This is a genomic window from Roseovarius azorensis, assembly GCF_900109455.1.
Lineage (GTDB): Bacteria > Pseudomonadota > Alphaproteobacteria > Rhodobacterales > Rhodobacteraceae > Roseovarius > Roseovarius azorensis.
Window position 1 is genome coordinate 313,518 of the sequence record NZ_FOAG01000001.1, and the last position, 26,896, is coordinate 340,413.

At 65.5% G+C, this 26,896-nt stretch carries 31 protein-coding genes and 1 tRNA gene; 19 read left to right on the forward strand and 13 right to left on the reverse strand.

From position 1 onward, the window contains the following. Positions 1-5: 5 nt before the first annotated feature. Positions 6-653 carry an LON peptidase substrate-binding domain-containing protein gene (locus BSG08_RS01600; RefSeq protein ID WP_093030987.1) on the forward strand — a complete coding sequence of 216 codons (648 nt, stop codon included), beginning with the start codon at positions 6-8 and terminating at the stop codon, positions 651-653. Continuing rightward, positions 650-844 carry a Trm112 family protein gene (locus tag BSG08_RS01605; RefSeq protein ID WP_093030990.1) on the forward strand — a complete coding sequence of 65 codons (195 nt, stop codon included), beginning with the start codon at positions 650-652 and terminating at the stop codon, positions 842-844. Before BSG08_RS01600 ends, BSG08_RS01605 begins: the two co-directional genes overlap by 4 nt. Here the strand turns inward: BSG08_RS01605 and BSG08_RS01610 are convergent. Continuing rightward, positions 841-2,055 carry a cytochrome b/b6 domain-containing protein gene (locus BSG08_RS01610; protein ID WP_093030993.1) on the reverse strand — a complete coding sequence of 405 codons (1,215 nt, stop codon included), beginning with the start codon at positions 2,053-2,055 and terminating at the stop codon, positions 841-843. The genes BSG08_RS01605 and BSG08_RS01610 overlap by 4 nt on opposite strands. A gap of 165 nt (positions 2,056-2,220) precedes the next feature. On the opposite strand from BSG08_RS01610, the gene fabD reads away from it, so the two are divergent. The 7 genes from fabD (at position 2,221) to mltG (ending at position 8,659) form a co-directional block, all read left to right on the forward strand. Beyond that, positions 2,221-3,168, forward strand: coding sequence for an ACP S-malonyltransferase (gene fabD / locus BSG08_RS01615; RefSeq protein ID WP_093031944.1), 948 nt, complete (start codon positions 2,221-2,223; stop codon positions 3,166-3,168). Between the two features lie 32 nt (positions 3,169-3,200). Beyond that, a complete protein-coding gene (gene fabG, locus BSG08_RS01620) occupies positions 3,201-3,938 on the forward strand; it encodes a 3-oxoacyl-[acyl-carrier-protein] reductase (RefSeq protein ID WP_093030997.1) in 738 nt (245 codons plus the stop codon). Between the two features lie 224 nt (positions 3,939-4,162). After that, positions 4,163-4,396 carry an acyl carrier protein gene (locus BSG08_RS01625; RefSeq protein ID WP_037243286.1) on the forward strand — a complete coding sequence of 78 codons (234 nt, stop codon included), beginning with the start codon at positions 4,163-4,165 and terminating at the stop codon, positions 4,394-4,396. 160 nt (positions 4,397-4,556) lie between these two features. After that, entirely contained in the window at positions 4,557-5,129 is a 573-nt protein-coding gene (locus tag BSG08_RS01630) for a GNAT family N-acetyltransferase (RefSeq protein WP_093031000.1), read from the forward strand. A gap of 234 nt (positions 5,130-5,363) precedes the next feature. Next, complete coding sequence (locus BSG08_RS01635; RefSeq protein ID WP_093031003.1) at positions 5,364-6,107, forward strand: 1-(5-phosphoribosyl)-5-[(5-phosphoribosylamino)methylideneamino]imidazole-4-carboxamide isomerase; 744 nt, start codon at positions 5,364-5,366, stop codon at positions 6,105-6,107. Between the two features lie 123 nt (positions 6,108-6,230). After that, positions 6,231-7,490 (forward strand): beta-ketoacyl-ACP synthase II, encoded by a 1,260-nt coding sequence (gene fabF / locus BSG08_RS01640; RefSeq protein WP_093031006.1) that lies wholly within the window; start codon positions 6,231-6,233, stop codon positions 7,488-7,490. Continuing rightward, positions 7,490-8,659: an endolytic transglycosylase MltG gene (gene mltG / locus BSG08_RS01645; RefSeq protein WP_093031008.1), complete on the forward strand. Its 1,170-nt coding sequence runs from the start codon at positions 7,490-7,492 to the stop codon at positions 8,657-8,659. Before fabF ends, mltG begins: the two co-directional genes overlap by 1 nt. Positions 8,660-8,774: 115 nt before the next feature. On the opposite strand, the gene BSG08_RS01650 is transcribed toward mltG, so the two are convergent. Beyond that, positions 8,775-9,992 carry an MFS transporter gene (locus tag BSG08_RS01650; RefSeq protein WP_093031011.1) on the reverse strand — a complete coding sequence of 406 codons (1,218 nt, stop codon included), beginning with the start codon at positions 9,990-9,992 and terminating at the stop codon, positions 8,775-8,777. A gap of 70 nt (positions 9,993-10,062) precedes the next feature. Here BSG08_RS01650 and BSG08_RS01655 point away from each other — a divergent pair, with 70 nt between their 5' ends. Both BSG08_RS01655 and BSG08_RS01660 read left to right on the forward strand, forming a co-directional pair. Beyond that, positions 10,063-10,692, forward strand: a complete 630-nt coding sequence (locus tag BSG08_RS01655) for a DNA-3-methyladenine glycosylase family protein (protein ID WP_093031947.1) — start codon at positions 10,063-10,065, stop codon at positions 10,690-10,692. Next, on the forward strand, positions 10,689-11,354 hold the full coding sequence (locus BSG08_RS01660) for an alpha/beta hydrolase (RefSeq protein WP_093031014.1): 666 nt from the start codon (positions 10,689-10,691) through the stop codon (positions 11,352-11,354). Before BSG08_RS01655 ends, BSG08_RS01660 begins: the two co-directional genes overlap by 4 nt. Positions 11,355-11,452: 98 nt before the next feature. On the opposite strand, the gene BSG08_RS01665 is transcribed toward BSG08_RS01660, so the two are convergent. The 3 genes from BSG08_RS01665 to BSG08_RS01675 form a co-directional block, all read right to left on the reverse strand. Then, positions 11,453-13,369 (reverse strand): cation:proton antiporter domain-containing protein, encoded by a 1,917-nt coding sequence (locus BSG08_RS01665; RefSeq protein ID WP_093031017.1) that lies wholly within the window; start codon positions 13,367-13,369, stop codon positions 11,453-11,455. 52 nt (positions 13,370-13,421) lie between these two features. After that, entirely contained in the window at positions 13,422-15,698 is a 2,277-nt protein-coding gene (locus BSG08_RS01670) for a hypothetical protein (protein ID WP_093031020.1), read from the reverse strand. A gap of 131 nt (positions 15,699-15,829) precedes the next feature. Beyond that, positions 15,830-17,110 (reverse strand): O-acetylhomoserine aminocarboxypropyltransferase/cysteine synthase family protein, encoded by a 1,281-nt coding sequence (locus BSG08_RS01675; protein WP_093031023.1) that lies wholly within the window; start codon positions 17,108-17,110, stop codon positions 15,830-15,832. 84 nt (positions 17,111-17,194) lie between these two features. Between BSG08_RS01675 and BSG08_RS01680 the strand changes: the two genes are divergently transcribed. After that, positions 17,195-17,608 (forward strand): VOC family protein, encoded by a 414-nt coding sequence (locus tag BSG08_RS01680; RefSeq protein WP_093031026.1) that lies wholly within the window; start codon positions 17,195-17,197, stop codon positions 17,606-17,608. A gap of 107 nt (positions 17,609-17,715) precedes the next feature. Here BSG08_RS01680 and BSG08_RS01685 read toward each other — a convergent pair whose 3' ends face one another. Both BSG08_RS01685 and BSG08_RS19390 read right to left on the reverse strand, forming a co-directional pair. After that, positions 17,716-18,720, reverse strand: coding sequence for a hypothetical protein (locus tag BSG08_RS01685; protein WP_093031028.1), 1,005 nt, complete (start codon positions 18,718-18,720; stop codon positions 17,716-17,718). 63 nt (positions 18,721-18,783) lie between these two features. After that, a tRNA-Tyr gene (locus BSG08_RS19390) sits at positions 18,784-18,867 on the reverse strand. A gap of 135 nt (positions 18,868-19,002) precedes the next feature. On the opposite strand from BSG08_RS19390, the gene rlmB reads away from it, so the two are divergent. The 3 genes from rlmB (at position 19,003) to BSG08_RS01700 (ending at position 20,843) form a co-directional block, all read left to right on the forward strand. Continuing rightward, positions 19,003-19,791, forward strand: a complete 789-nt coding sequence (rlmB, locus tag BSG08_RS01690; protein WP_093031031.1) for a 23S rRNA (guanosine(2251)-2'-O)-methyltransferase RlmB — start codon at positions 19,003-19,005, stop codon at positions 19,789-19,791. 87 nt (positions 19,792-19,878) lie between these two features. Further along, on the forward strand, positions 19,879-20,172 hold the full coding sequence (locus BSG08_RS01695; protein WP_093031950.1) for a hypothetical protein: 294 nt from the start codon (positions 19,879-19,881) through the stop codon (positions 20,170-20,172). A gap of 197 nt (positions 20,173-20,369) precedes the next feature. Then, positions 20,370-20,843, forward strand: coding sequence for a CoA-binding protein (locus tag BSG08_RS01700; protein WP_093031034.1), 474 nt, complete (start codon positions 20,370-20,372; stop codon positions 20,841-20,843). A 63-nt stretch (positions 20,844-20,906) separates the two neighbouring features. Here BSG08_RS01700 and BSG08_RS01705 read toward each other — a convergent pair whose 3' ends face one another. The 4 genes from BSG08_RS01705 to hisA form a co-directional block, all read right to left on the reverse strand. Beyond that, on the reverse strand, positions 20,907-21,197 hold the full coding sequence (locus BSG08_RS01705) for a Dabb family protein (protein ID WP_093031037.1): 291 nt from the start codon (positions 21,195-21,197) through the stop codon (positions 20,907-20,909). A 4-nt stretch (positions 21,198-21,201) separates the two neighbouring features. Continuing rightward, positions 21,202-21,516, reverse strand: coding sequence for a phosphoribosyl-ATP diphosphatase (locus BSG08_RS01710; protein WP_093031040.1), 315 nt, complete (start codon positions 21,514-21,516; stop codon positions 21,202-21,204). Continuing rightward, complete coding sequence (gene hisF / locus BSG08_RS01715; protein WP_093031043.1) at positions 21,513-22,277, reverse strand: imidazole glycerol phosphate synthase subunit HisF; 765 nt, start codon at positions 22,275-22,277, stop codon at positions 21,513-21,515. The genes BSG08_RS01710 and hisF overlap by 4 nt, the downstream gene beginning before the upstream one ends. A gap of 102 nt (positions 22,278-22,379) precedes the next feature. Further along, complete coding sequence (hisA, locus tag BSG08_RS01720; protein ID WP_093031953.1) at positions 22,380-23,102, reverse strand: 1-(5-phosphoribosyl)-5-[(5-phosphoribosylamino)methylideneamino]imidazole-4-carboxamide isomerase; 723 nt, start codon at positions 23,100-23,102, stop codon at positions 22,380-22,382. A gap of 138 nt (positions 23,103-23,240) precedes the next feature. On the opposite strand from hisA, the gene BSG08_RS01725 reads away from it, so the two are divergent. The 3 genes from BSG08_RS01725 to BSG08_RS01735 all read left to right on the forward strand — a co-directional run bounded on the left by BSG08_RS01725 (position 23,241) and on the right by BSG08_RS01735 (position 24,634). Then, the gene (locus tag BSG08_RS01725; protein WP_093031045.1) at positions 23,241-23,630 is read left to right on the forward strand and encodes a DUF2147 domain-containing protein; all 390 of its coding nucleotides are present in this window, start codon (positions 23,241-23,243) and stop codon (positions 23,628-23,630) included. A 56-nt stretch (positions 23,631-23,686) separates the two neighbouring features. Continuing rightward, complete coding sequence (locus tag BSG08_RS01730; RefSeq protein WP_093031048.1) at positions 23,687-24,124, forward strand: VOC family protein; 438 nt, start codon at positions 23,687-23,689, stop codon at positions 24,122-24,124. Between the two features lie 126 nt (positions 24,125-24,250). Beyond that, positions 24,251-24,634 (forward strand): DUF2147 domain-containing protein, encoded by a 384-nt coding sequence (locus BSG08_RS01735; protein ID WP_093031051.1) that lies wholly within the window; start codon positions 24,251-24,253, stop codon positions 24,632-24,634. A gap of 5 nt (positions 24,635-24,639) precedes the next feature. Here the strand turns inward: BSG08_RS01735 and hisH are convergent, their stop codons facing one another. Together hisH and hisB are read right to left on the reverse strand one after the other, a co-directional pair. Further along, positions 24,640-25,278, reverse strand: a complete 639-nt coding sequence (hisH, locus tag BSG08_RS01740; RefSeq protein WP_093031054.1) for an imidazole glycerol phosphate synthase subunit HisH — start codon at positions 25,276-25,278, stop codon at positions 24,640-24,642. Positions 25,279-25,281: 3 nt separating this feature from the next. Next, complete coding sequence (hisB, locus tag BSG08_RS01745) at positions 25,282-25,869, reverse strand: imidazoleglycerol-phosphate dehydratase HisB (protein ID WP_093031057.1); 588 nt, start codon at positions 25,867-25,869, stop codon at positions 25,282-25,284. A 237-nt stretch (positions 25,870-26,106) separates the two neighbouring features. On the opposite strand from hisB, the gene BSG08_RS01750 reads away from it, so the two are divergent. Then, entirely contained in the window at positions 26,107-26,664 is a 558-nt protein-coding gene (locus BSG08_RS01750) for a TetR/AcrR family transcriptional regulator (protein WP_093031059.1), read from the forward strand. Positions 26,665-26,896 lie beyond the last annotated feature (232 nt).

The following is a 26,896-nucleotide window of genomic DNA, read 5'->3' on the forward strand; positions in this document are numbered from 1 at the left end:
GAGACATGACACGCACGGTCGATCTGCCCGATATAATACCGGTCTTTCCGCTGCCCGGCGCGCTCTTGCTGCCGCGCTCGCGGCTGCCGCTGCATCTCTTTGAGCCGCGCTATCTGGCGATGCTGGAGGATGCGCTGAAGACGCCCGGACGGTTGATCGGCATGATCCAGCCCAACCGCATTCCGGGGCGGGATTGTGGCACCGGGCTGCATGCCATCGGCTGTGTGGGCCGTGTCACGCAGTTTTCCGAAACCGAGGACGGGCGCTACATGATCACGCTCACGGGCCTGTCGCGCTATCGGGTGATCGAAGAGATTGAGGGCTTTACCCCCTATCGGCGGGTCAAGGTGTCGTGGTCCGGCTTTGAACGGGATATGGGGCCTGCGGACTGCGATCCGGGGTTCGACCGGACCGCTTTCCTGAACCTGCTGGCGCGGTATTTTCAGGCGCGCGAGTTGCAGACGGATTGGGATTCGCTGAAAGAGGCCGAGGACGAGTTGCTGATCAACTCGCTGTCGATGCTTCTGGGATTCGAGCCGGAGGACAAGCAGGCGCTGCTGGAGGCGCCGTCGCTCAGCACGCGGCGCGAAACGCTGGTGACGCTGATCGAATATACCCTGCGCGGTGGCGACAACGAGGATATCATGCAATGACCGATGCACCCGATCACAGCCCCGCCTTCGACCGTCGCATGCTGGAGGCGCTGATCTGCCCGCGGACGCATGCGACGCTGGAATATGACGCCGGGCGGCAGGAATTGATCAGCCGGTCGGCGGGGCTGGCCTTTCCGATCCGCAACGGTATTCCGGTGATGCTTATCGACGAGGCGCGCGAGCTCGATTAATCCGCGCGGGTTGCGGTCAGGTCGAACCGGATATCCACGTTGAAGCCAAGCGATTTGGCGTCGGTCACCCCCTGACCGAGGTTGAAGGCGCTGCGGTCCACTGTCAGCCCGCCACTGGCGGTTGCGGTGTCGCCCTCGATAGCCAGATCGAACGGCATCTCGACCGGCACGGACTGATCGCGGATGGTCAGTGTGCCCTGCGCCACATGGCCCTGATCCATGGCTATCAGGTCGGCGACAAAGACCGCCGTGGGAAATTCGCCGACATTGAAGAAATCCGCGCCCATCGCCTGTTGCGTGACGGACCCCAGAGACAGCGAGGCGATGCCGATCACGACCTCGACGCTGCCATGGCGGCCGTTCTCATCGGCGGTCTCGTCATAGGTTATGTCGGCGGTCCATTCGGCAAAGCTGCCGGTCACGGCGGACCCCATCTGCTGAATGGTGAACTGCAACTGGCCGCTTTCGACCGTCCAGCCGCTCTGTACCTCGGCCAGCGTCGCCGGGCCTGTCGTCTCTGCGGTGTCGAACCAGCCGATTGCACCGGCCCCGCCAACGGCTCCGAGCCAGATCGCGAGCGCCGCGGCAAGCGGGATCGCATGGCCCGGCTGGCGCGCGGTCGGCTGGCCGGGCGTGTGCCCCGGCAGCATCCGGCGCAGCGTGGCATCCCTGTCGATCAGGTGATGTTTCAGCGCGCCGGCAACATGCGCGGCAATCGCCCCCGTCAGCACCCATTGCAGGATGAAATGCAACGTGGCCGCGATCCCTGACAGGGTTTCGGATTTCGGCACGAACGGCAGGTTCTGACCGAACGGCCACCAGATCGGCGCAAAGCCCGAGGTGGCCGCGTGATGCACCCATCCCGACAGCGGCAGCGCGACGAGCGAACCGTAGAGCAGCCAGTGCACGGTTTCCGCTGCCCATGCCTCGATCCCCCTGTCGCCGTTCAGCAGCCCCGGTTTGGGCTGGCTCACCGCCCAGAGGATACGCGCCAGGGCCACGAAAAAGATCGTCACGCCCAGCGTCTTGTGCAGGGAAAACAGCAGCGCCGCGCGGTTGATCAGATCCTCTGTCGGGGTGATCTCGACCTGATGCGCGAGATCTCGGGCAATCCAGCCAAGCGGCAGGTTGGACAGGATCAGCAATGCGGTCAGCCAGTGAAACGTCTTGGCCACGCTGCCGTAGGTCCGGGCTGAATTGGCAAACGGCATCGGTATCATCCTTTTGGTTGCAGCGGTAACCTAGTCAAAAGCCGGGGCGAGACAATGACAGGGCGCGCACATCCTGCGTGCGCGGTTGCAGCATCGGGCAAAGACGTTGCCTTGGGCGGCGCGGCGATGTATCGGGGGGCACTTTTTGAGGGAGGCAAGCGGCAGATGGGCAGGGCATTCGTATTTCCCGGGCAGGGCGCGCAGGTGATCGGCATGGGTGCCGATCTCGCGGCGGCCTATCCGGCGGCGCGGGCTGTGTTTGACGAGGTGGACGAGGCGCTTGGCGAAAAGCTCTCGACGCTGATCTGGGAAGGCGATCAGGACGCGCTGACGCTGACCGAGAACGCCCAGCCCGCGCTGATGGCGACCTCGCTCGCGGCGCTGCGCGCGCTGGAGGCCGAGGGCGTCGATCCGGCGCGGGCCGCCAGCCTTGTGGCCGGGCATTCGCTGGGCGAATATTCCGCGCTGGCGGCGGCGGGGGCGCTCAGCATCGCGGATGCGGCACGGCTCTTGCGGATTCGGGGCCGCGCCATGCAACAGGCGGTGCCGGTGGGTGTGGGCGCGATGGCGGCGCTTCTGGGGCTGGATTTCGAGACCGCCCGCGCGGTGGCGCAAGAGGCGGCAGCGGGCGAGGTCTGTCAGGCCGCCAATGACAACGATCCCGGTCAGGTGGTGGTCTCCGGCCACAGGACGGCGGTTGAGCGCGCGGTGGAACTGGCCACGGCCAGAGGGGCCAAGCGCGCCATTCTGCTGCCCGTCAGCGCGCCGTTTCACTGCGCCCTGATGGCCCCCGCCGCCGAGGTGATGGCAGAGGCGCTTGCCGACGTCAGCCTGACCGCCCCCGTCGTGCCGCTGGTGGCCAATGTGCGCGCTGCCGCGGTCACCGATCCGGCGGAGATCCGCGCGCTTCTGGTCGAGCAGGTCACCGGCTCGGTGCGCTGGCGCGAATCGGTTCTATACATGGCCGGTGAGGGTGTCACGGAAGTGTGGGAGATTGGCGCAGGCAAGGCGCTGTCGGGCATGATCCGGCGTATCGACCGGGAAATCGCCTGCCGCACAGTGGGCTCGCCAGACGAGGTTGTCGCCGCCGCTGCGGCGCTGTCAGGCGATTGACCCGTAACGACTTGGACAGGAAAGGAATTTGCATGTTTGATCTGACCGGAAAATGCGCGCTTGTCACTGGCGCGTCGGGGGGTATCGGCGCGGCCATCGCGCGCGCGCTGCACGGGGCCGGGGCGACGGTGGGTCTGAGCGGCACACGGGTCGAGCCGCTCGAGTCGCTGGCGGCGGAGCTGGGCAGCCGCGCCCATGTCCTGCCCTGCGATCTGGGTAATGCAGAGGCGGTCGAGGCCCTGCCCAAAGAGGCGATTGCCGCGATGGGCGGTCTCGACATTCTGGTCAACAATGCCGGGATCACCCGCGATCAGCTGTTCATGCGGATGTCGGACAGGGACTGGCAGGATGTGATGGAGGTGAACCTGACCTCGGCGATGCGGCTCTGCCGTGCCGCGGTGCGCCCGATGATGAAATCCCGCTGGGGGAGAATCGTCAATATCGGCTCGGTGGTGGGGTCGATCGGCAATCCCGGCCAGGTGAACTATTCGGCAGCCAAGGCCGGTCTGGAGGGGCTGACCAAATCCATTGCGCATGAGGTGGCGACGCGCGGCATCACCGCGAATGTGGTGGCGCCGGGCTTTATCGAAACGCCGATGACCGACAAGCTGAACGAGGATCAGAAGGCCACGCTGTATGCCAAGATCCCGGCCGCGCGCATGGGCACGTCGGACGAGGTGGCTGCCGCCGTGCTCTATCTGGCGAGCCCCGAGGCGGGCTATGTCACCGGGACCACGCTGCATGTCAACGGCGGTCTGGCGATGATCTGAGGCCGGGCAATCCGCGTGGACATCCTCTGCGGGAAAGCATTTGCCATTGACCGCGCATATGCTATAGGCCACGCAGATTTGCCGGAGGGATTGCGGATTCTCCCGGTCGCCTGTTCATTCAGGCAGTCGAGAGCCGCCCGCAGGGGCACAATCACAGCCGCTTGCCAGACCGGGCGGGGGCAGAAAACGGGCAAGACTGCCCAAGACAAGATGAGGATTACAACATGAGCGATATCGCAGACCGCGTGAAAAAGATCGTTGTGGAACACCTGGGGGTGGAAGAGGACAAGGTTGTCGACAAAGCCTCTTTCATCGACGATCTGGGCGCGGACAGCCTGGACACGGTCGAGCTGGTCATGGCCTTCGAGGAAGAGTTCGGGATCGAGATCCCGGATGACGCCGCGGACACGATCCAGACCTTTGGCGACGCCGTGAAGTTCATCACCGACGCCTCCTGAGATTTCGCCATTTTCAATGCAAGGGCCCTGCCATCCGGCGGGGCCTTTTGTTTTGTTGGGGAGGAAGTGTGAGGTCAAGGCGGACACTGACGCTTTGTTGTGATATTGTACAATCGAGCGCGGGCAGGGCTGCTTGTCCGAACAACAGTGGAGTGCGGGCATGTTCAGTATTGCAGACCGGTCCCGCGCGAGTGAAATTTTTAGTGGTTTAACCTTGGGTTTCGCCAACGACCCGTTTATGCGCTGGCTCTATCCCGAGCCGGGCGCGTTTCTGGAGCATTTCCCGCGTGTGATGAATTTTTATGGTGGACGGGCCTTCGACCACGGTGGTGCCTATCGAAACGACGATTCTACCGCTGCTGCATTGTGGCTTCCGCCCGAAATTTACCCGGACGAGGAACGGCTTGTCGCATGCTTTGAGGAGACGGTCGCTCCGGAAAAACACGACGCTCTGTTTGCAACGTTCAAGCAAATGGACCGCTTTCATCCGCAAGATCCATGCTGGCATCTGGCGTTCATCGCGGTCGATCCCGTGCGCCAAGGCAAGGGACTCGGATCGGCACTACTGGAGGCATCTCTAAAGCAATGCGCTAGCGACGAGAGACCGGCCTATCTGGAGTCGACGAACCCGGAAAACCTGTCACTCTACCGGCGATTTGGCTTCGAGCAGATTGGATTGATCGAGACGGACAAGGCACCGCCCCTGTTTCCAATGCTTCGAGCACCTGCCTGAATCCTGTCACTGCGTCCGCATTGCCCGCATCACCGTCATTCGCCCCGGTCGAGGTTGACGGAAGTCGCGGGCCGGGCGCAAGGACCGCTCTTCTTTTCCTCTACAACCGGGATGCGCGCGGCGCGAAAAGGCGCTATCATGCCGATTTGAGACCAGCGTAGCGTCCGGCGCTCGGGCAAGTGTCCGATGTCTCGGCAAGACCGCCGGACGCCTCATCTGACAAGGGACACGGCGATGATCCTCTATCCCACTCTGGAAATTCTCAACGGCAAATGCGTGAGCCTCACGCGCGGTCGTCTCGCCGAGCCGGTGCTCTGGCATATCGACCCGGTTGCAACGGCGCGCAGTTTCGCTGCGGCGGGGGCGGAATGGATGCACCTGACCGACCTGAACGGGTTGCTTGGCGAGAAGAGTAACAACGAATTGATCGAGGAGATCATCCTTGCCGCCGGCATCCCGGTGCAGCTGGGCGGCGGATTTCGTTCGCGCGAGGCGGTCAACCGCTGGATCGACAAGGGCGCGGGTCGGATCGTGCTGGGCACTCTGGCGGCGCAGGAACCCCATATGGTCAAGGAACTTGCCAGATACCATCCCGACCAGATCGTCGTGGCGCTCGATATCTATCAGGGCCAGTTGATGACCGACGGCTGGCGCACGCCGAGCGCCTTTGGTGCGGAAGAGTTCATCAAGGAGTTTGACGGCATACCTCTGGCGGGCATCCTCATCACCGATATCGACGCCGATATCGAGGATACCGACGGGCATCTCGGGGTCATTTCCGGCCTTGCGGCGCGGACCCGACACGCGGTGATCGCGCGCGGCACGGTGCGCAGCGTCGATGACGTCGCGCGGTTGAAATATATTCACAATATCGCGGGTGCCATGATCGGCCGCGCGCTGCTGACCAAGGATGTCGATCTGGCCGAGGCCCTGAAGGTCGCGCGCCCGACGCCCGAGCCCACAGCGGAATTCATCTGAAACATCACCGGCGCGGTTGCCGGAAAGCGGCGCGACCTTGCGCGCGGTTTCGCGATGCTCTTGCTCCCTGGGTCCAAGCCGGGGTAAGAGCAGCGGAAGCACAAGCAAGGAAAGGGCAGCATCATGCGGCGTGTCGTTGTCACGGGTCTGGGTCTGGTGACCCCGCTGGCCGATGGGGTCGAGCAAAGCTGGGCACGTCTTTTGGCGGGGCAGTCGGGGGCGGGCACCATCACCCGTTTCGATCCGGTCAACGTGGTCACGAAATACGCCTGCGAGGTGCCGCTTGGCGATGGCAGTGACGGCACGTTCAGCGCCGACGCCTATATGGAGCCGAAAGAGCGCCGCAAGGTGGATGACTTCATCCTCTATGGCGTGGCGGCGGCCCAGCAGGCGGTCGAGGATGCAGGCTGGATGCCCCAGGACGAAGAGGCGCGCCAGCGCACCGGCGTGATGATGGGTTCGGGCATCGGCGGGTTGCGCTCGATCGAGGAGACCACGCTCATAATCCGCGACAAGGGGGCGCGGCGGGTGTCGCCGTTCTTCATTCCCGGCGCGCTGATCAACCTGATCAGCGGGCAGGTGAGCATCCGCTACGGATTCAAGGGGCCAAACCATTCGGTTGTCACCGCCTGTGCATCCGGCGCTCATGCGATCGGCGATGCGGCCCGGCTGATCATGTTCGGCGACGCCGATGTGATGGTGGCGGGCGGGGCCGAGGCGTCGATCTGCGAGATCGGCATTGCCGGGTTCAACGCGTGCAAGGCGCTGTCGACCAGACGTGCCGATGATCCGCAGGCCGCAAGCCGCCCCTATGACATCGACCGCGACGGGTTTGTCATGGGCGAGGGTGCGGGTGTGATCGTCCTGGAGGAATACGAACACGCCAAGGCGCGCGGGGCGAAGATATATGCCGAGATTCTGGGCTATGGTCTGAGCGGCGATGCCTATCACATCACGGCTCCGTCCGAGGATGGTGATGGCGGCCTGCGCGCGATGCAATCGGCGCTGAAACACGCGGGAATCACGCCCGATCAGGTGGATTACATCAACGCGCATGGCACCTCGACCATGGCCGATACGATCGAATTGCACGCGGTCGAACGTCTTTTGGGCAATGCTGCCGGCAAGACCACCATGAGTTCGACCAAATCCGCAACCGGGCACCTGTTGGGGGCGGCGGGGGCGGTCGAGGCGGTGTTCTCGATCCTGGCGCTGCGCGATCAGGTGGCGCCGCCGACGATCAACCTCGACAATCCGGCGGTGGACACGCCGCTCGATCTGGCCCCGAACGTCAAACGCGAACGCAGGATCGACGTGGCGATGTCCAACAGTTTCGGATTTGGCGGCACAAATGCCAGTCTCGTCGTCGGGAAACTGCGCTGATGTGGCGGCATATCGTATCCAATTTCCTGACGCTGCTGGTGGTTGTGGTGTTTCTGCTCGGGGGGATCATCCTCTGGGGGCAGTCGCAGTACAACACCGCCGGTCCGCATGCCGATCCGGTCTGCCTGCGGGTCGAGCCGGGCAGCAACATGCGCCGCGTCTCGTATCAACTTGAACAGGAGGGTGCGATCACCAGCGGGGCGATCTTTCGCATCGGGGTCGATTACGGCGACAGATCGGGGAGCCTCAAGGCGGGTAGCTGGCTGATCCCCCAAGGTGCCAGCATGGCCGAGATCGCGGATATCATAACCCGTGGCGGGGCCAGCACCTGTGGCACTGAAGTGGTTTACCGGGTCGGGGTGACCGGCTCCGAGGTGGTGGTGCGCGAGCTTGACACCACGTCGGGCCGCTATGAGGAGCGCGTCGCCTTCGATCCCGCGGCGGAAGGTGAGCAGCCTGAAATCTTTGCCCGCGTGCGCGAGCAGAACGATACCCGCTACCGGGTTGCCCTTGCCGAGGGCGTGACCAGCTGGCAGGTGGTCGAGGCGCTGAAATCGGTCGATGTGCTGGCGGGTGATATAGCAGAGGTTCCGTCCGAGGGCACACTGGCCCCGGACAGCTACGAGGTGCGCACGGGCGACGCCCGTGCGGATCTGATCGACAAGATGCGCGCCGCACAGGACGTGATCCTCGCCGCCGCATGGGAGAACCGCGCCGAGGGGCTGCCGCTTGAAACCCCTCAGGAGGCGCTGATCCTTGCCTCGATCATCGAGAAGGAAACCGGCGTGCCGGGCGAACGCCGGCAGGTGGCCAGCGTCTTTGTCAACCGGCTCAAGCGCGGTATGCGCCTGCAGACCGATCCGACCGTGATCTATGGCATCACCGAGGGGCGGGCGGTGCTGGGACGCGGCCTGCGGCAGAGCGAATTGCGCCGCGAGACGCCGTGGAACACCTATGTGATCGACGGGCTGCCCCCCACGCCGATCGCCAATCCGGGCCGCGCCAGCATCGAGGCGGCGCTCGATCCCGATGATACCGATTACATCTACTTCGTGGCGGATGGCACGGGCGGCCATGCCTTTGCCGAAACGCTGGAAGAGCATAACCGCAACGTCGCGAAATGGCGGCAGATCGAGGCAGAGCGCAGCAACGGCAGCAGCAACGACTGACGGATCCGACATGCGGCAGCCTTGGGCAGGGGATCGGTGAGCCGGAATTCTGTCGTTCAAGCCCTGTCTGTTCTCTACCGGACTGCGGGCTGTCCGCAACACCCTGCCGCGTGTCTCAGGTCTCCTTGGGGCGCAGTGTCAGCCAGATCAGCGCGCCGCCCGCCAGCGCGAGAAACGGCACCATGGCGAGATTGACGGCGGTCCAGCCCGCCTCGGCGCTGCCGCCCGAACAGTTCATCAGCCCGCCCGACGAGAGCGAGGCAAAGGTCACGCCGCCGAACACCACCAGATCGTTCAGCCCCTGCATCCGCCCGCGCTCGTGCGGTGCATGCGTGCCCGCGAGCATGGTCGTGGCCCCGATAAAGCCGAAATTCCAGCCCACACCCAGCAGGATCAGCGCAACAAAGAAGTTTCCAAGTTCAACTCCCTGCAACGCCACCATGCCCGCCCCGGCAAGCACGAACAGGCCGGATGCCATGATCCGCTCGACGCCGAAGCGCGCGATCAGGTGGCCGGTAAAGAAGGACGGCACATACATCGCCAGCACATGCGCGGTGACCACATCGGCGGCATGCCCCTCGCTGAAACCGCAACCGACGACCGCGAGCGGGGTCGAGGTCATCACCATGTTCATCAGCGCATAGGACACGGTTGCGCAGATTACCGCCACGGCGATTCGCGGCGTGCGCAATAGCTCCATCCGCGAGCGCCCGCGGGGCGCATCCTGGGCCGGGACAGGCGGTCTTGGGATGTCGAGCATGAGAAAGAGCAGCGCCCCCGCAAGGTTGAGCGCAACCACCGCCAGATAGGTGCCCAGGAACGGAATCACCATCGCCTGCGAGGTGACTTTGACCAGTTGCGGCCCGATCACGGCGCTCAGCAGTCCGCCCGCCATGACATAGGAAATCGCCTTGGGGCGAAAGGCATCGCTCGCGGTATCGGCAGCGGCAAAGCGGTAGAAACCCTGCGCCGACATGTAGGTGCCGGTGATCAGGCTACCCAGCAGAAAGATCGGAAACGACGCCACATAGAGTCCGTAGGCCCCGATCAGCCCGCCCAGCGCGCCGGCGCCCGCGCCGACCATGAACCCCGCGCGCCGCCCGAATTTCTGCATGAGATGCGAAACCGGCGTGGCCGAGAGCATCGAACCGAGCACGATCAGTGAAATCGGCAGGGTGGCGAAGCAGATGTTGCTGGCCAGCGATTGCCCGGCAAGCCCGCCAATGACAAAGATCATCGGCAACTGCGCGCCCAGAATGGCCTGTGCCGCCACCAGAACGGCAACGTTGCGACGTGCGCGGTCGTCGTCGATATGCAGGCTGGCATCGGTCATGCGCGAAGTGCTAGACCGGGCGCGCGGGACCTGCAAGGCCAATCCCGCCAGGCGGAAGGAACAGGCAGCCATGACAGGTCGGATTATCGAAACGCCCGAGGATGTGGCCGAGGGTGCCGCGCATCTGTGCCGTATCTGCCCGCGCATGAAACATGCCCATGGTCTGACCGGCGATCTGCCGCTGCGCCGTCGCGCGGACGGCTTTGCAGAGCTTTTGGGCGCGATCGTCAGCCAGCAGGTGAGCGTCGCCTCGGCGGATGCGATCTGGGCGCGGCTCGAGGCGGCGGGCCTGACCGATCCGCAGGCGATCCTGGCGGGCACGGACGAGGATCTGCGCGCGGTGGGTCTCAGCCGACAGAAGGCGCGCTATGCCCGCGCGCTGGCCGGGGCGGGGATCGACTATGCCGCGTTGCGCCGCGCCCCGGATGACGCGGTGGTCGCCACCCTGACGCAGGTGCCGGGCATTGGCATCTGGACGGCCGAAATCTACGCGATGTTCAGCCTTGGCCGGGCGGATGTCTTTGCCCCCGGCGATCTGGCGTTGCAGGAGGCGGCGCGCCTGCTCTATGACCTGCCGGAGCGGCCAAAGGAGCGGGCATTCCGTCAGATGGCCGAGGATTGGGCGCCATGGCGGTCGGTTGCGGCGCGGCTGCTCTGGGCCTATTACCGGTTGGCCAAGGACAGGGAAGGGATCAGATGACACGGGTTTTGCAAGCGGGCCGCAAGGGGCCGCAATCGGGCGAGACGCGCTCGGCGGTGGTGTTCCTGCATGGCTATGGGGCCAATGGCGCGGATCTGCTGGGGCTGGCCGATCCTCTGGGCGAGCATCTGCCCGATACGCTCTTTGTCGCGCCCGACGCGCCCGAGAGCATTCCCGGAATGCCGTTCGGCCTGCAATGGTTTCCGATTCCCTGGATCGATGGATCGAGCGAGGAAGAGGCGCATCGCGGGCTGATGGCGGCGGCGGCGGATCTCGATGCGTTTCTCGATGCGCTGATGGTGGATGAGGATCTCCTGCCCGAACAGGTGGTGCTCTTTGGCTTTTCGCAGGGCACGATGATGGCGCTGCATGTGGCGCCGCGCCGCGAGGATCAACTGGCCGGGGTGGTGGCGTTCTCCGGGCGTTTGCTGTCGCCGGAGCTGTTGGCGGATGAGACGCAAAGCCGCCCGCCGATCCTGCTGGTGCATGGCGATGCCGATGACGTGGTGCCGGTGCAGTCGCTTCCGCAGGCCGCCGAGGCGCTGCAGGGCGCGGGCTGGCAGGATGTCTATGCCCATGTCATGAAGGGTACGGGTCACGGCATCGCGCCCGACGGTCTGAGCGTGGCGCTGGCCTTTCTGCGGGACAAGCTGGGGCTGTAGGGCCTGTCGGGGCGGGTGGGGGAATGATCCGGCGCGGCTGTTGACCGCTCCCCGATGTTCCCCTCGGGTCATTGGCGACCGGCCTTGTCGATGATTTCCTAGCGCTCCGCCTCGGCGGTTGGGGTAGTGTCGTTGCCGACCTCGAGCTGCGAGAGCAGCATGGTTTGCAACTCGGCCTCCAGTTCGCGGGCGCGGGCGATGTAGGCGGCGTTTTCCGTCGCCGGTCGGGTCGGATCCCAGAGATCGGCCAGTTCGCGTACCGAGCGGCGGTCGTGCTGGTAGAAGGTCCTCGCCAGTTCTGCCGCCTCGAATTCGGTCAGCCCCATGTTTTCCAGAACGTAGCGCCCGGCGCGCAGTGAGCTGTCGAACATTTCCCGTACGATCTGGTTGGCCCCGGCCTGGTAGAGGCGGAAAACCTCGGTGCGATCGCGGGCGCGGGCGATGATGTGCAGATCGGGTCGTTCGCGGCGGGCAAAGCTGACCAGCCGCACCGCCGCATCCGGGTTGTCGAGGGCGGCCACCAGAATCCGCGCCTGATTGAGCCCGGCGGCATGCAGCAGATCGGGTCGCGTCGGATCGCCGAAGAATCCCTTGATTCCGAAACCACGCATCCGCTGGATCGCACCGAGATCGTGGTCAAGCACGACCGTCGCGAACCCGCTGGACCGCACCAGCCGGTTGACCACCTGGCCAAAGCGACCGATGCCCGCGATGATCACCGGGCCGGTGCTGTCGATCTCGTCGGGATTCGGGGTGTCGGGCGTCTCCTGCATCCGCCGGGACAGCCAGTCGAACAGCAGGAACAGCAGGGGCGTGATCAGCATGGTCAGCGCGATGACCAGCAGCAGCATCTCGCTCAGCCCGCGCGGCAGCACATTCTGCTGATCCGAGAACGCGACCAGCACAAAGCCGAATTCGCCCGCTTGCGCCAGCGACAGGGTAAACAGCCACAGATCGCGCCCGCGCAGGGCAAAGATCCGCCCAAGGACGTAGAGGATAGCGCCCTTGGTCACGATGACCGCCATGGCGAGACCGGCGATCAGACCCGGTGCGCCGAACAACACGCCGAAATTGACGCCTGCCCCCACGGTGATGAAGAACAGCCCCAGCAACAGCCCCTTGAAGGGGGCCAGATCGCTTTCCAGTTCGTGCCGGAATTCGCTGTTGGCCAGCACCACCCCGGCGAGAAACGCCCCGAGTGCGGGCGACAGGCCGACCAGCGTCATCAGGAATGAGATGCCGACCACTATCAGCAGCGCCAGCGCGGTATACATCTCGCGCAGATGGGCGGCGTGGATGAAGCGAAAGACCGGCCGTGTCAGATAGACCCCCGCGAGGATGATCGCGGCCACCGCGCCGATGGTTACCAGCGTGGCGCCCCAACCCGGCAGCCCGGCGATGAAATTCTGTGCCGCCTCGTGCGGCGTCGTGGCGTCCGGCGTGGCGGTGGCGGCGCTGCCGGACAGGATGTCGCTCAGCACCATGTCGGCGGTCTTGGGCAGCGCCAGCAGTGGCAGAAATGCCAGCATCGGGATGACGGCGATATCCTGCGTCAGGAGCACCGAGAACGCCGAGCGCCCGCCGCCGGTCTGCATCAGCCCCTTTTCCGACAGGGTTTGCAGCACGATCGCGGTCGAGGACAGCGCAAAGATCAGCCCGATGGCCAGCGACACGCTCCAGTCAAAGCCGAGGACATAAAGTCCAAGACCCATCACGGCAAATGTGGTCAGGGCAATTTGCAATCCGCCCAGGCCCAGGAGCCGGTGGCGCATGTCCCAGAGCGCGCGCGGCTCCAGCTCCAGCCCGATGAGAAACAGCATCATCACCACGCCGAATTCGGCCACATGCTGCAACTCGGTGGTCTCGTGCCCGCCCACAAGGCCAAGGATCGGGCCGATGAGAATGCCGGCCGCGAGATAACCCAGCACCGAGCCAAAGCCCAACCGCGCGGCAATCGGCACCGCGATTACCGTCGCGGCGAGGTAGATCGAGGCTTGAAACAGGAATCCGTCCATCAGGGCGATCTATCCGGTGCAGGGATGGCCCGAGCGGACCCATAACATCAGATTAGCCCTTTGGCATGCGCAAGACCACATCGCGACCGCGTTTCTTGTAATGCAATTCACTGTCGCCGATGGCCAGGACCTGTCCGCCGTCGATCCGGTCGCCGACCTTGACCTTCTCATAGCGTCCGTTGGCCAGCCGGATCAGGGCGCGGCGATTGCCGGGGGTGCCATAGACGCCGATCAGGTTGACGTTGCGCAGGTTGATCGCATTGCTGTCCGTGGCCGCCCGCGCGACCGAGGCCGTGCTGGGGATGTTGGGCGCGCTGCGAGCGGTGGCGACCACTTCGGGTTCGTCGTCCTCGATGGGATCGTCAGGCGCGACAGCCACGCTGCGTTGAACGGCGCGCGCCAGATTGCCGGGGCGGACTCTGGGCTTGAGCGAGGCGGCGACGGCCTGCGGTGTGGCGCTGGTGGCGGGTGCGGCCACTGCTTCGGCAAGCGCTGCTGCGACCGCGTCGGCATCGGTTTCTACCGCCTGCGCCGCCGCGATCACCGAGGCCGGGCGCGGGCGCGGGCGCAGCGCCGCCAGTTCGGATCGCGTGCGCCCCGCGAGCGCGCCCCGCTCGCCTTGCTCGATCAGGTCGTCGGGTCGGGTGCGGGGGCGGACCGCGCCGATGCGCTGTACTTCGGCCAGGGTTTCGACGGTCTGTTCGGTGCTGGGAAGCGACACCGCCCGGACCGGCATCTGCGGCGGTGTGACCGGGGGCGGACCGGCCTGGACGCGTACGCCATCCGGGGTCAGCGCCCCCTCGGGGGTGGCCTGCACGAGGCCACGCTCGTCGAACGCAAAGACTGTGCCCGCCGGGGCGGGTGAAGCTGGCGTTTCGGGGCGCGCATCCATCCGCATATCACGCGCGGGGGGCAGGGCCAGCGCGTCCTGAAATTGCACTGCCTCGTCAATCGAGGTCTGGTAGAATTCGTCGAGACTGGTCAGATCGGGCACTTCGGGCGGCGCGGGTGCGATCTGCCAGATGCCGGTGGCGGCATAGCGCGCAAGGGCCTCGTCCGGGGTCAGTTCCCGTGGTTCCGGTTCCGGCTCGGATGCGGGCACGGCGTCCGGTGCAGGGGGCGCAACATCGGGCAAGGCGGGTTCCGTGACGGGGCGGACAGGATCGGGGAGGTCCGGGGTAATGGCGATCTGCGGTTCGGGCGCACGGAACAGCCGCGCCAGACCCGAGTCGGTAAAGATCGCCGCCCAGGCGGCAACGCCGACCAGAAAGAGCAGCAGGATCGCGGTCAGGATCAGCCCGAGGAAGCGGGGCCTACCGCGCGCGCCCGGTGCTTCGCGCGCACCAAAGATGGTCAGCCGCTGCGCCTCGTCGGCAGGGCTGACCGCAGTTGTCGCGGCCGCCGGGCGGGCCGGTCCCGCAGGTTCGGTCCCGCGCATCCGGGGGGGGGCCGGTTTTCTGGACGCGCCCCTGTCGGTCACCGGGTCAGGCGCAAGGCTTGCGATCGCAAGATCGGTCAGCGCCGGATCGGCAGCACCGGTCAGGATAGGGTTGCCGCCGGGGCGCGGCAGGTCCGGTGTGCGGATATCGGAGGTCAGGGGCGTGAACCGCGCCGCTCCGGCCAGCCTCGGCGCGCTTTCGCTGGGTGATGCGCCCCGCTCGGCGCGGATGCTGGAAAAAGACGGCAGGGGGCTGTGCTGCGTCTCTTTGGGGGCGGGTTCTGCCTGCGCCTTGGCCTGATCCGGCGCTGCGGCGGCTATGACGGCGGGTTCTGACGCCGGCTTTGCCGGGGGCGGGGGGGCGCGGTCGATGATCCTGACCGGGCCTGTGTCGCGCTCTACGCCCTGTGCGCCGGTCGCAGGGCCAAAGAAAGGCTCTCCGGCAAAGCGTTCGGGTGCGGGCCGTGCGACAAAGCTGACCGGGTTGAAGCGGTGCTCGCGGGCAAAGCTCTCGGCTTCCTGCAAGGTCTCGCGCGCCACGGCGGCGACCTGCACGTGCGCGCCGGTCTGCACCCAGTCATAGGCCAGTTCGTCCAGCGCATAGGGTGTGGCCCCGTCGAGCGCATCCGCAACCAGCGTTGCGATATCCCCGGCGCTGGCGTCCCCCGCCACGAGATCGAGATACCTGATCTGTTCCTCGGGGATGATCAGCTTGCTTGCCAGACCGGCGGGGTCGAGCGCCGCCGCCTTGTTGCGCAAGCTGGCCAGATCGCCCGCCAGATCGGTCGCGTCCAGCGCCACCTCGCCGACAAGATGCCAGCCCGCGCTGCCCGCGCGATGCAGAAGGCCGATGCCTTCGAAGGACAGGGAAAGAGCAAAATTCGGTTTCATCGTTTCCGCTTTAACATGCGTCCGGAATAACCGTGAGTCCCGAGTGCGCGTGGCCGATTCTACAGCAGACACCTGCCGAGGCCAAGCCGGAGACCTGCGCGCCGGGGCATCGGCGCGCAGGTGCTTGCGTCTCAGATGCCGATCTGCGCCAGCGCCTGTTCGAGATCGGCGATGATGTCATCCGCATCCTCGATCCCGATGGAAAAGCGCACCACGTTGGGCGCTGCTCCGGCGGCGGTCTGTTGCTCGGGCGTCAGTTGCCGGTGCGTGGTCGAGGCCGAATGGATGACCAGCGATCGCGTATCGCCAAGGTTCGCGACATGGCTGAAAAGCTCGAGCCTGTCCACCAGCCGGATGCAGGCGTCATAGCCGCCCTTGAGGGTGACGGTGAACAACCCTCCGGCGCCCTTGGGGCAGATCCGCGCCATGCGGTCATGCCAGGGCGACGAGGGCAGGCCCGCATAGGTCACCGCCTCGACAGCAGGGTGTGATTCCAGCCATGTCGCAATGCGCACGGCGTTCTCGACATGGCGTGCCATGCGCAGGCTCAGCGTCTCGATACCCATCAGCGTGTAATGCGCCGCCTGCGGGTTGAGCGTCATGCCCAGATCGCGCAGGCCGATGGCGATGCCGTGGAAGGTAAAGGCGAGAGGCCCGAAGGTTTCGTGGAACTTCAGCCCGTGATAGGCGGACTCCGGTTCGGAGAGCGAGGGAAACTTGCCGCTCGCGGACCAGTCGAAGCGTCCCGAATCGACCACCACGCCGCCGGTGACGGTGCCGTTGCCGGTCAGGTACTTGGTCATCGAATGCACCACCAGCGTCGCGCCATGCTCGATCGGGCGGCACAGATAGGGCGTGGCCGAGGTATTGTCGACGATGAGCGGCAGCCCGGCCTTGTCGGAGATGGCCGCGACCGCGTCGAGATCGGTGATGTAGCCGCCCGGATTGGCGATGGATTCGCAGAAAATGGCCCGCGTGCCCGGATCAATCGCGGCCTCGATGGCCGCCAGATCGTCGAAATCGACGAATTTCGCCGACCAGCCGAAGCGTCGGATCGTCTGGGAAAACTGCGTGATCGACCCGCCATAGAGCCGGGTCGAGACCACCACGTTGCAGCCCGGTCCCATCAGCGGGAACAGCGCCAGGATCTGCGCCGCATGGCCCGATGAGCAACAGACCGCGCCCGCGCCGCCCTCGAGTGTGGCAACACGCTCTTGCAGCACCGAGACGGTGGGGTTGGTCAGGCGCGAATAGATATAGCCCACCTCCTGCAGGTTGAAGAGAGCGGCGGCGTGATCGGCGTCGCGGAACACATAGGCGGTGGTCTGATAAATTGGGGTCTGCCGCGCGCCGGTGGCGGGATCGGGCCGGGCGCCGGCGTGAATCTGCAACGTGTCAAAGCCATAGGTCATTTCATCGGTCCTCCCTTGGGAAATGCTTGCAAACCGGGATAGGGCATAGAAGGGTGCGCTGCAACGGGCGTGAGGAGACAGGACATGACGCATCCCTTTCATCTGGCAATCAACGTGACCGATCTGGACCAGGCGCGGGCGTTCTACGGCGGGATTCTGGGCGGGATCGAGGGTCGCTCGACCGAAACCTGGGTGGATTTCGAGTTCTTTGGCCATCAGTTGAGCCTGCATCTGGGCACGCCCTTTGCGACCGAGGCCACCGGTCGGGTCGGCGATCACATGGTGCCGATGCCGCATTTCGGCGTGGTGCTGCCGCTGGATGTCTGGCGTGGGGTGGCCGACCGGCTGACGGCGGCAGGGGTGGATTTCGTGATCCCGCCCTCGGTGCGGTTCGAGGGTCAGCCGGGCGAGCAGTGGACGATGTTCTTTCGCGATCCCTCGGGCAATCCGGTGGAGTTGAAGGGGTTTGCGGATATGGAGCAGGTCTTCGCGGGTTGAACGCCCCGGTGAGGTTTCTGGCACCGCCGGGCGTGCCGCGCCTTGTACTGCGCGAATGGCAAACGCAACGTCCCCTCAGGTCGATCGCAAGCTGAATATCCCGCCCCTCACCGCATCCAGAGTCCGGTGCGCTTGAGGGTGTTGCGGATCGCCTGTTCGCGCCGGGGCAGGTCGGCCCGATCAAACAGCGCGCGCGCCTTTTGACCGCGGCCCTGATAAATCATCCGCTTGGCGGGTTCATATTCCTTGAGCAGTTTCTTGATCCGGTTGGGCGCCGTCACGCGCTCCAGCACGGAAACCACATGATCGGATTCGCGCGCATAGAGCAGCGGAAGGGCGCGGTAATGACAGGTTATTGCACCGTCCAGCAGGCCCGGCGGCAGGCTGTCGCGCCCGCCACCCAGCGCATGGATGACCAGTGGCAGCGCCACCTGATCGAGCCAGGGATCGAGTGGCTGACAGGCGAGTTCTTCGGGCGGGTCGTCGCGAATCGCCAGCGCATAGTCGAGGAACCGCCGCCCAAAGACATGCGGACACTGGTAAAAGAAGAAACCGGCGTTGAAATAGAGGTAGCGCCGCCAGTATTCGTCGGGCTGGCCCAGGTCGAGCGTGCCCTGAAAATCAAGGCCGAAGCGGTCGTAAAGCGCCTGCCAGATCGCGGTATAGCCGGGCCCGTAGAGTTCGGGCTGCGGCCATGTCCCCTCGCAGCGGAGCGAGGCGGTGGGGCGGGTGAAATCGAAGGGCACGCTGGCCAGATCGCCAGTCACCAGCGTGTCGGTGTCGAAAAACACGAACGGCTCCCCCTCGGGCAGCGCCAGAAGCGCCTCGATCTTGTTGCCGTAAGGGTAGGCATGGCCGAAATGGCAGCTCTCGAAGGGCAGGATTTCCGCCCCCAGATCCGCCAGCAGCGCGCGGGTCTCGTCGCCCCTGATGCGCGGATCATTGGGCCAGAGCGGTCCGGGCTGCGGTTCGGCCACGAAAAGACGCCCCTGAAAACCCGGAGACTGATCGCGCAGCGACGCGGCAAAGATCAGCGCCTCGTACTGCAGCCGCCCGCCCTGGCCGATTATGAGGATGTTGAAACCGGCCCTCGGCGCCGTGCCTGCCGCCATGCGTCTGCCCCTGCTTTTGCGTGGCAGTATAGGCGCAATGGCCGGACCGAAGAAGGGGATAAGTGGTGGGCGACCTAGGAATCGAACCTAGCGTGCGTCTCCGCGAGGGAGTTACAGTCCCCTGCCACACCTTGCGGCCTGTCGCCCACATGCCCGGCGCGCGAGCGCCTGACGTGGGGGGCTGATTACTAGCGGCACGGGGGTGCGTCAACCGGAAAATCGCTTGCATGGCGCGGGCGGGCGGTGCAGTGTCGCGCGCCTTGGGACAGGGGCGTGAGACCGATGAAAAAACCCCGCTGGGTGATTGACAAGGAACAGGCGAAACGCGCGGCTGCGGCGGAAACCGTCTGGCTTTTCGGGCTGCATGCGGTGCGCGATGCGCTGGAAAACCCGCGCCGCGAGAAGCTGCGGCTGATCGTCACCAAGAATGCCGCGGACAAGCTGGAGGCGGCGATTGCTGCGAGCGGGATGACACCGGAACTGGTCGATCCGCGCCGGTTCACCGCACCACTTGATCCCGGTTCGGTGCATCAGGGGGCGGCGCTGGAGGCGCGACCGCTCGACTGGGGACCGCTGGCAGAGGTCTGCATGGGCGACGGCGTGCGCGCGCCGCGTGTCGTCCTGCTCGACCGGGTGACGGATCCGCATAACGTGGGCGCGATCCTGCGCTCTGCCGAGGTGTTCGGCGCGCGGGCGGTGATCGCGCCCCGGCATCACGCCGCGCCCGAGACCGGGGCGCTGGCCAAGACGGCAAGTGGCGCGCTGGAACGCCAGCCCTATCTCAGGGTGCGCAACCTGGCCGAGGCGATTGGTGAGTTGCAGGCCATGGGCTATCTGGTGCTGGGGCTGGCGGGCGAGGCGGAGCAGAGCATCGAGGACGCGCTCGAAGGTCGCCGCGACCGGCCTGTCGCGCTGGTATTGGGGGCCGAGGGGCCGGGGCTGCGCGACAAGACGCGCGAGAGCGCGGATGCGCTGGTGCGGATTGATTTCGCCAGCGATTTCGGCTCGCTCAATGTTTCCAACGCAGCGGCAGTGGCGCTCTATGCCGCGCGTCCTTCGGAGACCTCCTGACGAGAGAGTCGTGAACGGGCGGCGATGGGTGCCGCGGCGGAATTGCACGCAGGGCTTGGAATTCACCGGAATTTACCCGATATGGGGATGATGACACCCAAGATCGCCACATGCTGTTACTGCGGCACCCGTGCTGCGCTGGTGCTGGACCGCGGACGGCACGAATTGGCCTGTTCGCGCTGCGGCGCGCCACTGCACGAGATGAAGACGATGCCGTTGCGCAAGGATGGATCCGGCGCCACCCGGCCGAGGACGGCCCCCACGCTGAGGCGGGACAGCCGCCCCGATTCACGGCAGGACAGGCCGCGCGAGCGGCGCAGGAACTGGGGCAGACGAATATGGGACGAGGTCCTCGATGCGGTCGAGGATATATTCGACTGACACTGCACGCGCAGGTCGAGCGGTATTCACAGGTATATTACAAACCCTTTTTATTGTGCGAATCGGACCTACATTTGTCCCAGAAGCGTTGATACGGAACATCGGCGCTTCCTATCACTGTCCCTCGTTCCGCGACTGGCGCCCAAGCATTGTCTTGGGCGCTTTTTTCCTGGCCGCGTTCGTGATTGAGTCGGCGCATGAGCGAAGAATACAGTGATTCCCACCTGCGCGAGATCCTGACCCGCACCCGCCGCGTGGCGGTGGTCGGCGTGTCGATGAATCCGGTGCGCCCCAGCTATTACGTGGCGCGCTATCTCAGCCTCAGGAAATTCGATGTGGTGCCGGTCAATCCGGGCCATGCGGGAGAGATGCTCTTTGGCAGACGGGTGGTGGCGCGGCTGAGCGAAGTTGAAGGCGATGTCGACATGATCGACATCTTTCGCCGCTCCGAGCATGTGGTGCCGATCGTCGAAGAGGCATTGGCGACGTTCCCGAAACTGCGGACCATATGGATGCAGATCGGTGTGGAAAATGCCGAGGCGGCAGCGATGGCGCGGGCGCGGGGAGTGGATGTGGTGATGAACCGCTGTCCCAAGATCGAATATCAGCGGCTTTTTGGCGAATTGCGCATGGGCGGGTTCAACACGGGCGTGATCTCGTCGAAACTTTGAGGCCCGTCCGGACATCAGCGGATGTCCAGAAGATGCATATTTATGGAACGATGAAAGGCAGGATCAGCCCGCCTTGAAATCCGCTGCGATGCGTAATTCGCGCAAAGGGCGGACGCGGGTGATACAGTCTGCGTAGATCGGATGCGCCTTGTAGGCGGCGAGCGCGGTCTCGTCGCTGAATTCGGCATAGACCACCAGATCGACGCGGCTGCCGGTCAGGGCATCGCTCTGCAGATTGCGCCCCACTTCGAAATGCGAGGAATGCGGGATATCGGCGAGCATCATCAGCCCGTCGCGAATGCGCTCGACATCCTCCGGGTTGGCGGCGGAGAAGAATACGATATGGCGGATCATGTGGTCACTCTCGGGGGCGGCTGGATTTTTCGGCGAGGCCCGAGGTGCCCTGACGGCGGGCAAGCTCTGCCATCACCTCGGCGAGGGTTACGCCACGCGATTGCAGCATGACAAGCAGGTGAAACAGCACGTCCGCCGCCTCGGAGGCGAGGCGCTCGCGGTCGCCCCTGATCGCCTCGATGATCGCCTCTATCGCCTCTTCGCCGAATTTCTCGGCGCATTTCTCGGGGCCCTTGGCCAGCAGCTTCGCGGTCCAGCTTGACGACGGGTCGGCGGCGGCGCGGGCGGCGATGGTGCGGGCGAGATCGTCGAGGGTCATGCTGCCAGCCTCATGGGGATGCCTGCGGCGGCCATGTGCGCCTTGGCCTCAGCGATAGTATAGGTGCCGAAGTGAAAGATCGAGGCGGCGAGCACCGCCGAGGCATGGCCCTTTGTCACACCTTCGACAAGATGGTCGAGCGTGCCCACGCCTCCGCTCGCGATGACGGGAATATCCACCGCATCGGCAATGGAGCGGGTGAGCGGCAGGTTGAAGCCCGCCCGCGTGCCGTCGCGGTCCATCGAGGTAAGCAGGATCTCGCCCGCCCCTTTCGCGGCCACGAGACGGGCAAATTCCACCGCGTCGATGCCGGTGGGCTTGCGCCCGCCATGGGTAAAGATTTCCCATTTGCCGGGGGCGACCGTCTTGGCGTCGATGGCCACCACGATGCACTGGCTGCCGAACTGATCGGCGGCGCGGGCGACCACATCGGGGTCGGCCACGGCGGCGGAATTGAAGCTGACCTTGTCGGCACCCGCCAGAAGCAGGGCGCGCACGTCCTGCGCGCTGCGCACGCCGCCGCCAACGGTGAGCGGGATATAGCAGGCCTCGGCGGTGCGGCGGACCACGTCGAACATGGTGCCGCGGTTTTCATGCGTGGCGTGGATGTCGAGGAAACACAGCTCATCCGCGCCCGCCGCGTCATAGGCGCGTGCGGCATCGACCGGATCGCCCGCGTCGCGCAGATCGACGAAATTCACACCCTTGACCACGCGACCGTCGGCGACATCGAGACAGGGGATGATACGGGTCTTGAGCATGGTTTCGCCGTCCGAGGGTTTTCACCGCGTTGTTTATGGGCAAATGCCGGGACATGCCAGAGCAGGTCGCGATTATCTGCAGGGTCTGCGTGGACCCGGCCGTCAGGCCCGGAGCGCGGCCAGTGCCGCCCTGAGGTCGAGCGCCCCGTCATAGAGCGCGCGCCCCGAGATTGCGCCGTTGAGCGCCGCGCCGCAATCGCGCAACGCGATGAGATCGTCGAGCGACGACACCCCGCCCGAGGCGATCACCGGGATGGAAACGACACGCGCCAGCGCCGCCGTGGCCTCAATATTCGGGCCCTGCATCGCGCCGTCGCGGTTGATGTCGGTATAGATGATCGCCGCCACGCCCGCGTCCTCGAAGGATCGGGCAAGATCGGTGGCGTCCACGTCCGTCTCCTCGGCCCAGCCTCTTGTCGCCACGCGCCCGCCGCGCGCGTCGATGCCCACCGCCACCTGCCCTGGAAAGGCGCGCGCCGCCGCGCGCACGAGGTCGGGGTTCTCCACCGCCACGGTGCCCAGGATCACCCGCGCGAGGCCCCTGGATAGCCACGCCTCGATCGTGGCCATGTCGCGGATGCCGCCACCCAGTTGCGCGGGCACGCGGCAGGCGGCAAGGATCGCCTCGACCGGGGCGGCATTGACCGGTTGACCGGCAAAGGCACCGTTGAGATCGACGAGGTGCAGCCATTCGCAGCCCGCATCGACGAATTCCGTCGCCTGCGCCGCCGGGTCGTCATTGAACACCGTGGCGCGGTCCATATCGCCGCGCAAGAGGCGCACGGCCTTGCCGTCCTTTAGGTCGATGGCGGGGTAGAGGATCATGGTGCTGACCTTTCTGCGATGGGGCACGGCGGGGTTTTGCACGGGCGCGGGGCAAATGCAACGCGACCCGACGTCAGACTTGATTTGCGGCGCGGGCATGGCACAGGTTTTGCACCAGATGTCAGGGAGGATCGAGACATGCGCAAACTGATGATGATGACGGCGGTGCTGGGCTTGAGCGCGGGGACGGCGATGGCCGAGCCGCTATTGGGGACATGGCGGACGGCCAAGGATGACAACGGCCATTCGGGGCTGGTCGAGGTGGCGCCCTGCGGGGCCAAACTCTGTGGCAAGCTGGTCAAGTCCTTCGATGCCGAGGGCAACGAGATGGCGAGCAAGAATATCGGGCGCAACATCATTTCCGAGACCGCCCCCACCGGCGACGGGCAATACAAGGGCAAGGTTTATGCGCCCGACCGCGACAAGACCTACAATTCCCGCCTGCAACTGAGTGGCAACACGCTCAAGGTCAGCGGCTGCGTGCTGGGCATCTGCCGCGATGGCGGCTCCTGGCAGAAGGTCGAGTAATCGCGGGACAGGCCCGCCCGGTTTTGTCAGGGCAGCATCTGGGATATGCTGCGCGCATGACAAAGCAGAGTCTGCCCGCCACCGCCCCGCCTGACGCCATCCTGGAGGCTGCGCTCTATGCCGCCGATCTCGATGCGGCAGAGCGGTTTTACGGGAATTTGCTGGGGCTGGAGCGGATCGCGCGGGTGGGCGAACGGCACGTGTTCTACCGGGTCGGCGCAGGCGTACTACTGATCTTCAACCCGTCCGAGACCTGTAAGCCGCCGAACGACCCGGAGCTACCCGTGCCGCCGCATGGCGCAGGGGGGCCGGGGCATTTCTGCTTTGCGGTGGAGGGGGTGGCGCTTGACGACTGGCGTGCGCGGCTGGAGGCGGCAGGGGTGGAGATCGAGGCCGATTTCCACTGGCCGAACGGCGCGCGCTCGATCTATTTCCGCGATCCGGCGGGGAATTCGCTCGAGATGGCGGAGCCGCGTCTCTGGGCGCGTGGATGAGCGGCAGCAAAGCCCCGCCATGCGCTGAAATCCGCGCGGATACGCCGCCCGACCGTGGCAAGGCGGCGGGTAACGCCTATCTTCAGTCTACGGGTGAGATCGTCAATCCATAGGCAGGAGAGCCTCATGCGTTGGATCATTCTTGCGGCGATGATGTCGGGGGCGGGCAGTGCCGCCAGCGCCGATCCGGCGCTGGGCGTGTGGCAGACCGGACCCGACAGGAAGGGTCAGATTGCGCATGTCGAGGTGACCCGATGTGCCGAGGCGCTCTGTGGACGCATCATTCGCGCCTACAGCGCCGAAGGACACGAGATCACCACACCCAATGTCGGCAAGCGGGTCTTTTGGGACATGACCCCGGCGGGAACGGACCGCTATAGCGGGCGCGCCTGGGTCCCCGCGCATGACCGCGAATATGCCGCGACGATGCTGCTCGAGGGGAACCGGCTGAAGGTCAGCGGCTGCGTCGGCCCGATCTGCCAGAGCCAGGTCTGGGCCCGCCCGAACTGAGCCGGTCAGGGGGTCCAGCGCAGGAAATTGGCGATGAGGCGCAGGCCGGTTTTCTGGCTTTTTTCCGGGTGAAACTGGGTGCCGACGATGGTGTCGCGGCCCACCACGGCGGTGATCGCTCCGGCGTAATCGACATGCGCCAGCAGGTGCGCGGGATCGGCCACGCGGAAATGATAGGAATGCACGAAATAGGCGTGATCGCCGTCCGAGATTCCGTCCAGAACCGGGTGCGGATGGTCGATCACCAGATCGTTCCAGCCCATGTGCGGCACCTTGAGCGCGGGATCGGCAGGGGAGACAGGCTCGACCGTGCCGCCGATCCAGTCGAATCCGGCGGTTTCCTCGTATTCCAGACCGCGCGTGGCGAGCATCTGCATGCCGATGCAGATGCCCATGAAGGGGCGGCCTGCGCCGATCACTGCCTCCTCTATCGCCTCGAACACGCCGCGATGATCAAAGAGCGCCTTGCGGCAGGCCGGAAAGGCGCCGTCGCCGGGCAGCACGATGCGGTCCGCGTGGCGGATCGTGTCGGGGTCGGAGGTGACGATAACGTCGCCGGTGCCCGTCTCGCGTGCCATGCGTTGAAACGCTTTTTCGGCCGAGTGCAGGTTGCCGCTCTCGTAATCGACGACGATGGTGGTCATGGGTCAGAGCGATCCCTTGGTCGAGGGGATGGCGTCCGCCTTGCGCGGATCGCTTTCCACCGCCTCGCGCAGGCTGCGCGCCACGGCCTTGAACGCCGCCTCGGCCATGTGGTGACTGTTGATGCCGTGCAGCGCATCGACATGCAAGGTGATGCCACCATGCGTGCTGAACGCCTGAAAGAACTCACGCACCAGTTCGGTGTCGAATGTGCCGATCCTGGGTGTCGGCAGCTCCATGTTCCACACCAGATAGGGACGCCCCGACAGATCGAGGGCCGCACGCACCAGCGCGTCGTCCATGGGCAACAGGCACGCCCCGTAGCGGCGGATGCCGCGCTTGTCGCCGAGCGCCTGAGTGAGCGCCTGACCGAGTGCTATGCCCACATCCTCGACCGTGTGGTGATCGTCGATATGCAGGTCGCCCGCGCAGCGGATGGTCATGTCGATCAGGGAATGCCGCGCCAGTTGATCCAGCATGTGATCGAAGAAGCCCACGCCGGTCTGGTTGTCATAGCTGCCGCTGCCGTCCAGCGTGATTTTGACGCTGATATCGGTCTCGGCGGTTTTCCGGGTTACTGTGGCGCTGCGCATGGGGCCTCCGCTCGGGGTTCCGGGCGGTGTATAATCGGCGCAGGACCGCGCGCCAAGGCCCAAGAGGCCATGGCGCGCATGAAGGGGGCCGGGCGTTGCCCGAAAACCCCCGGTCGCCGGGTCACCCCCGCGCCCGCGCGGGGGTGATGGCAAAACGTGACTCCCCGGCCAGGCCGCCAACCGCAGCTTGATCGCCTGCCGCGCTGCGTCTATCTATGGGTAGGGAGAGGGGGCGCCATGACCGTGCAAGACATGAAGGAGACGATCCTGAGAACCGCCGCAACGATGATCCGCAGCCGGGGTTATAACGGGTTCAGTTTTCGCGAGATTGCCGATGCGGTGGGCGTCAAGAGCGCTAGCGTGCATTATCATTTTCCCACCAAGGAGGCGCTTGGGGCAGCAGTTGCGCGGCGCTACACAGAGGATTTCCTGACCGCGCTCGGCCCGGTTGATGAGGCCCCTCTTGAGGTCGAGGCGGTGCAGACGCGGCTGCACGGGCAGGCCCGGCGCTCGCTGGTCGAGAAAAACCTGATGTGTCTCTGTGGAATGCTGGGGGCCGAGGTCGCCGACCTGCCCGACGCCGTGGCCGCCGAGACCCGCAGGTTCTTCGAACGCTCGGTGGCATGGACCGAGGCCGCATTGGCGCGCACCGCGTGGGGGCAGCGCGTGGATGCGCCCGCGCGGCGCAGGCTGGCGCTGAGCACGCTCGCGGCCTCCGAGGGCGCGCTGATCCTCGCGCGTAGCCTGGGGGACATGGCGGTGTTCGACCAGGTGGATCTGCCGCGTCCGGGCTGAACGCGCGACGACGGCAGGGGAACGCGCCGAGCGCGTTCCAGATTGCAGACAAACCCCCGGCTGTTCATGGCTGGGGCTTGACGAGTCAGAATTCTGCCGTTCGAGTACTGTCAGCGCTCACTCCGACTCTGGAACGTTCAGCGTGCGCTGCCCGGACCTTCCGGTACCGGCGTGTTTTCACCTGCCTGCCATGACATGTCATTCGGGGCAGATCACAACCCCTCCGGTCTGT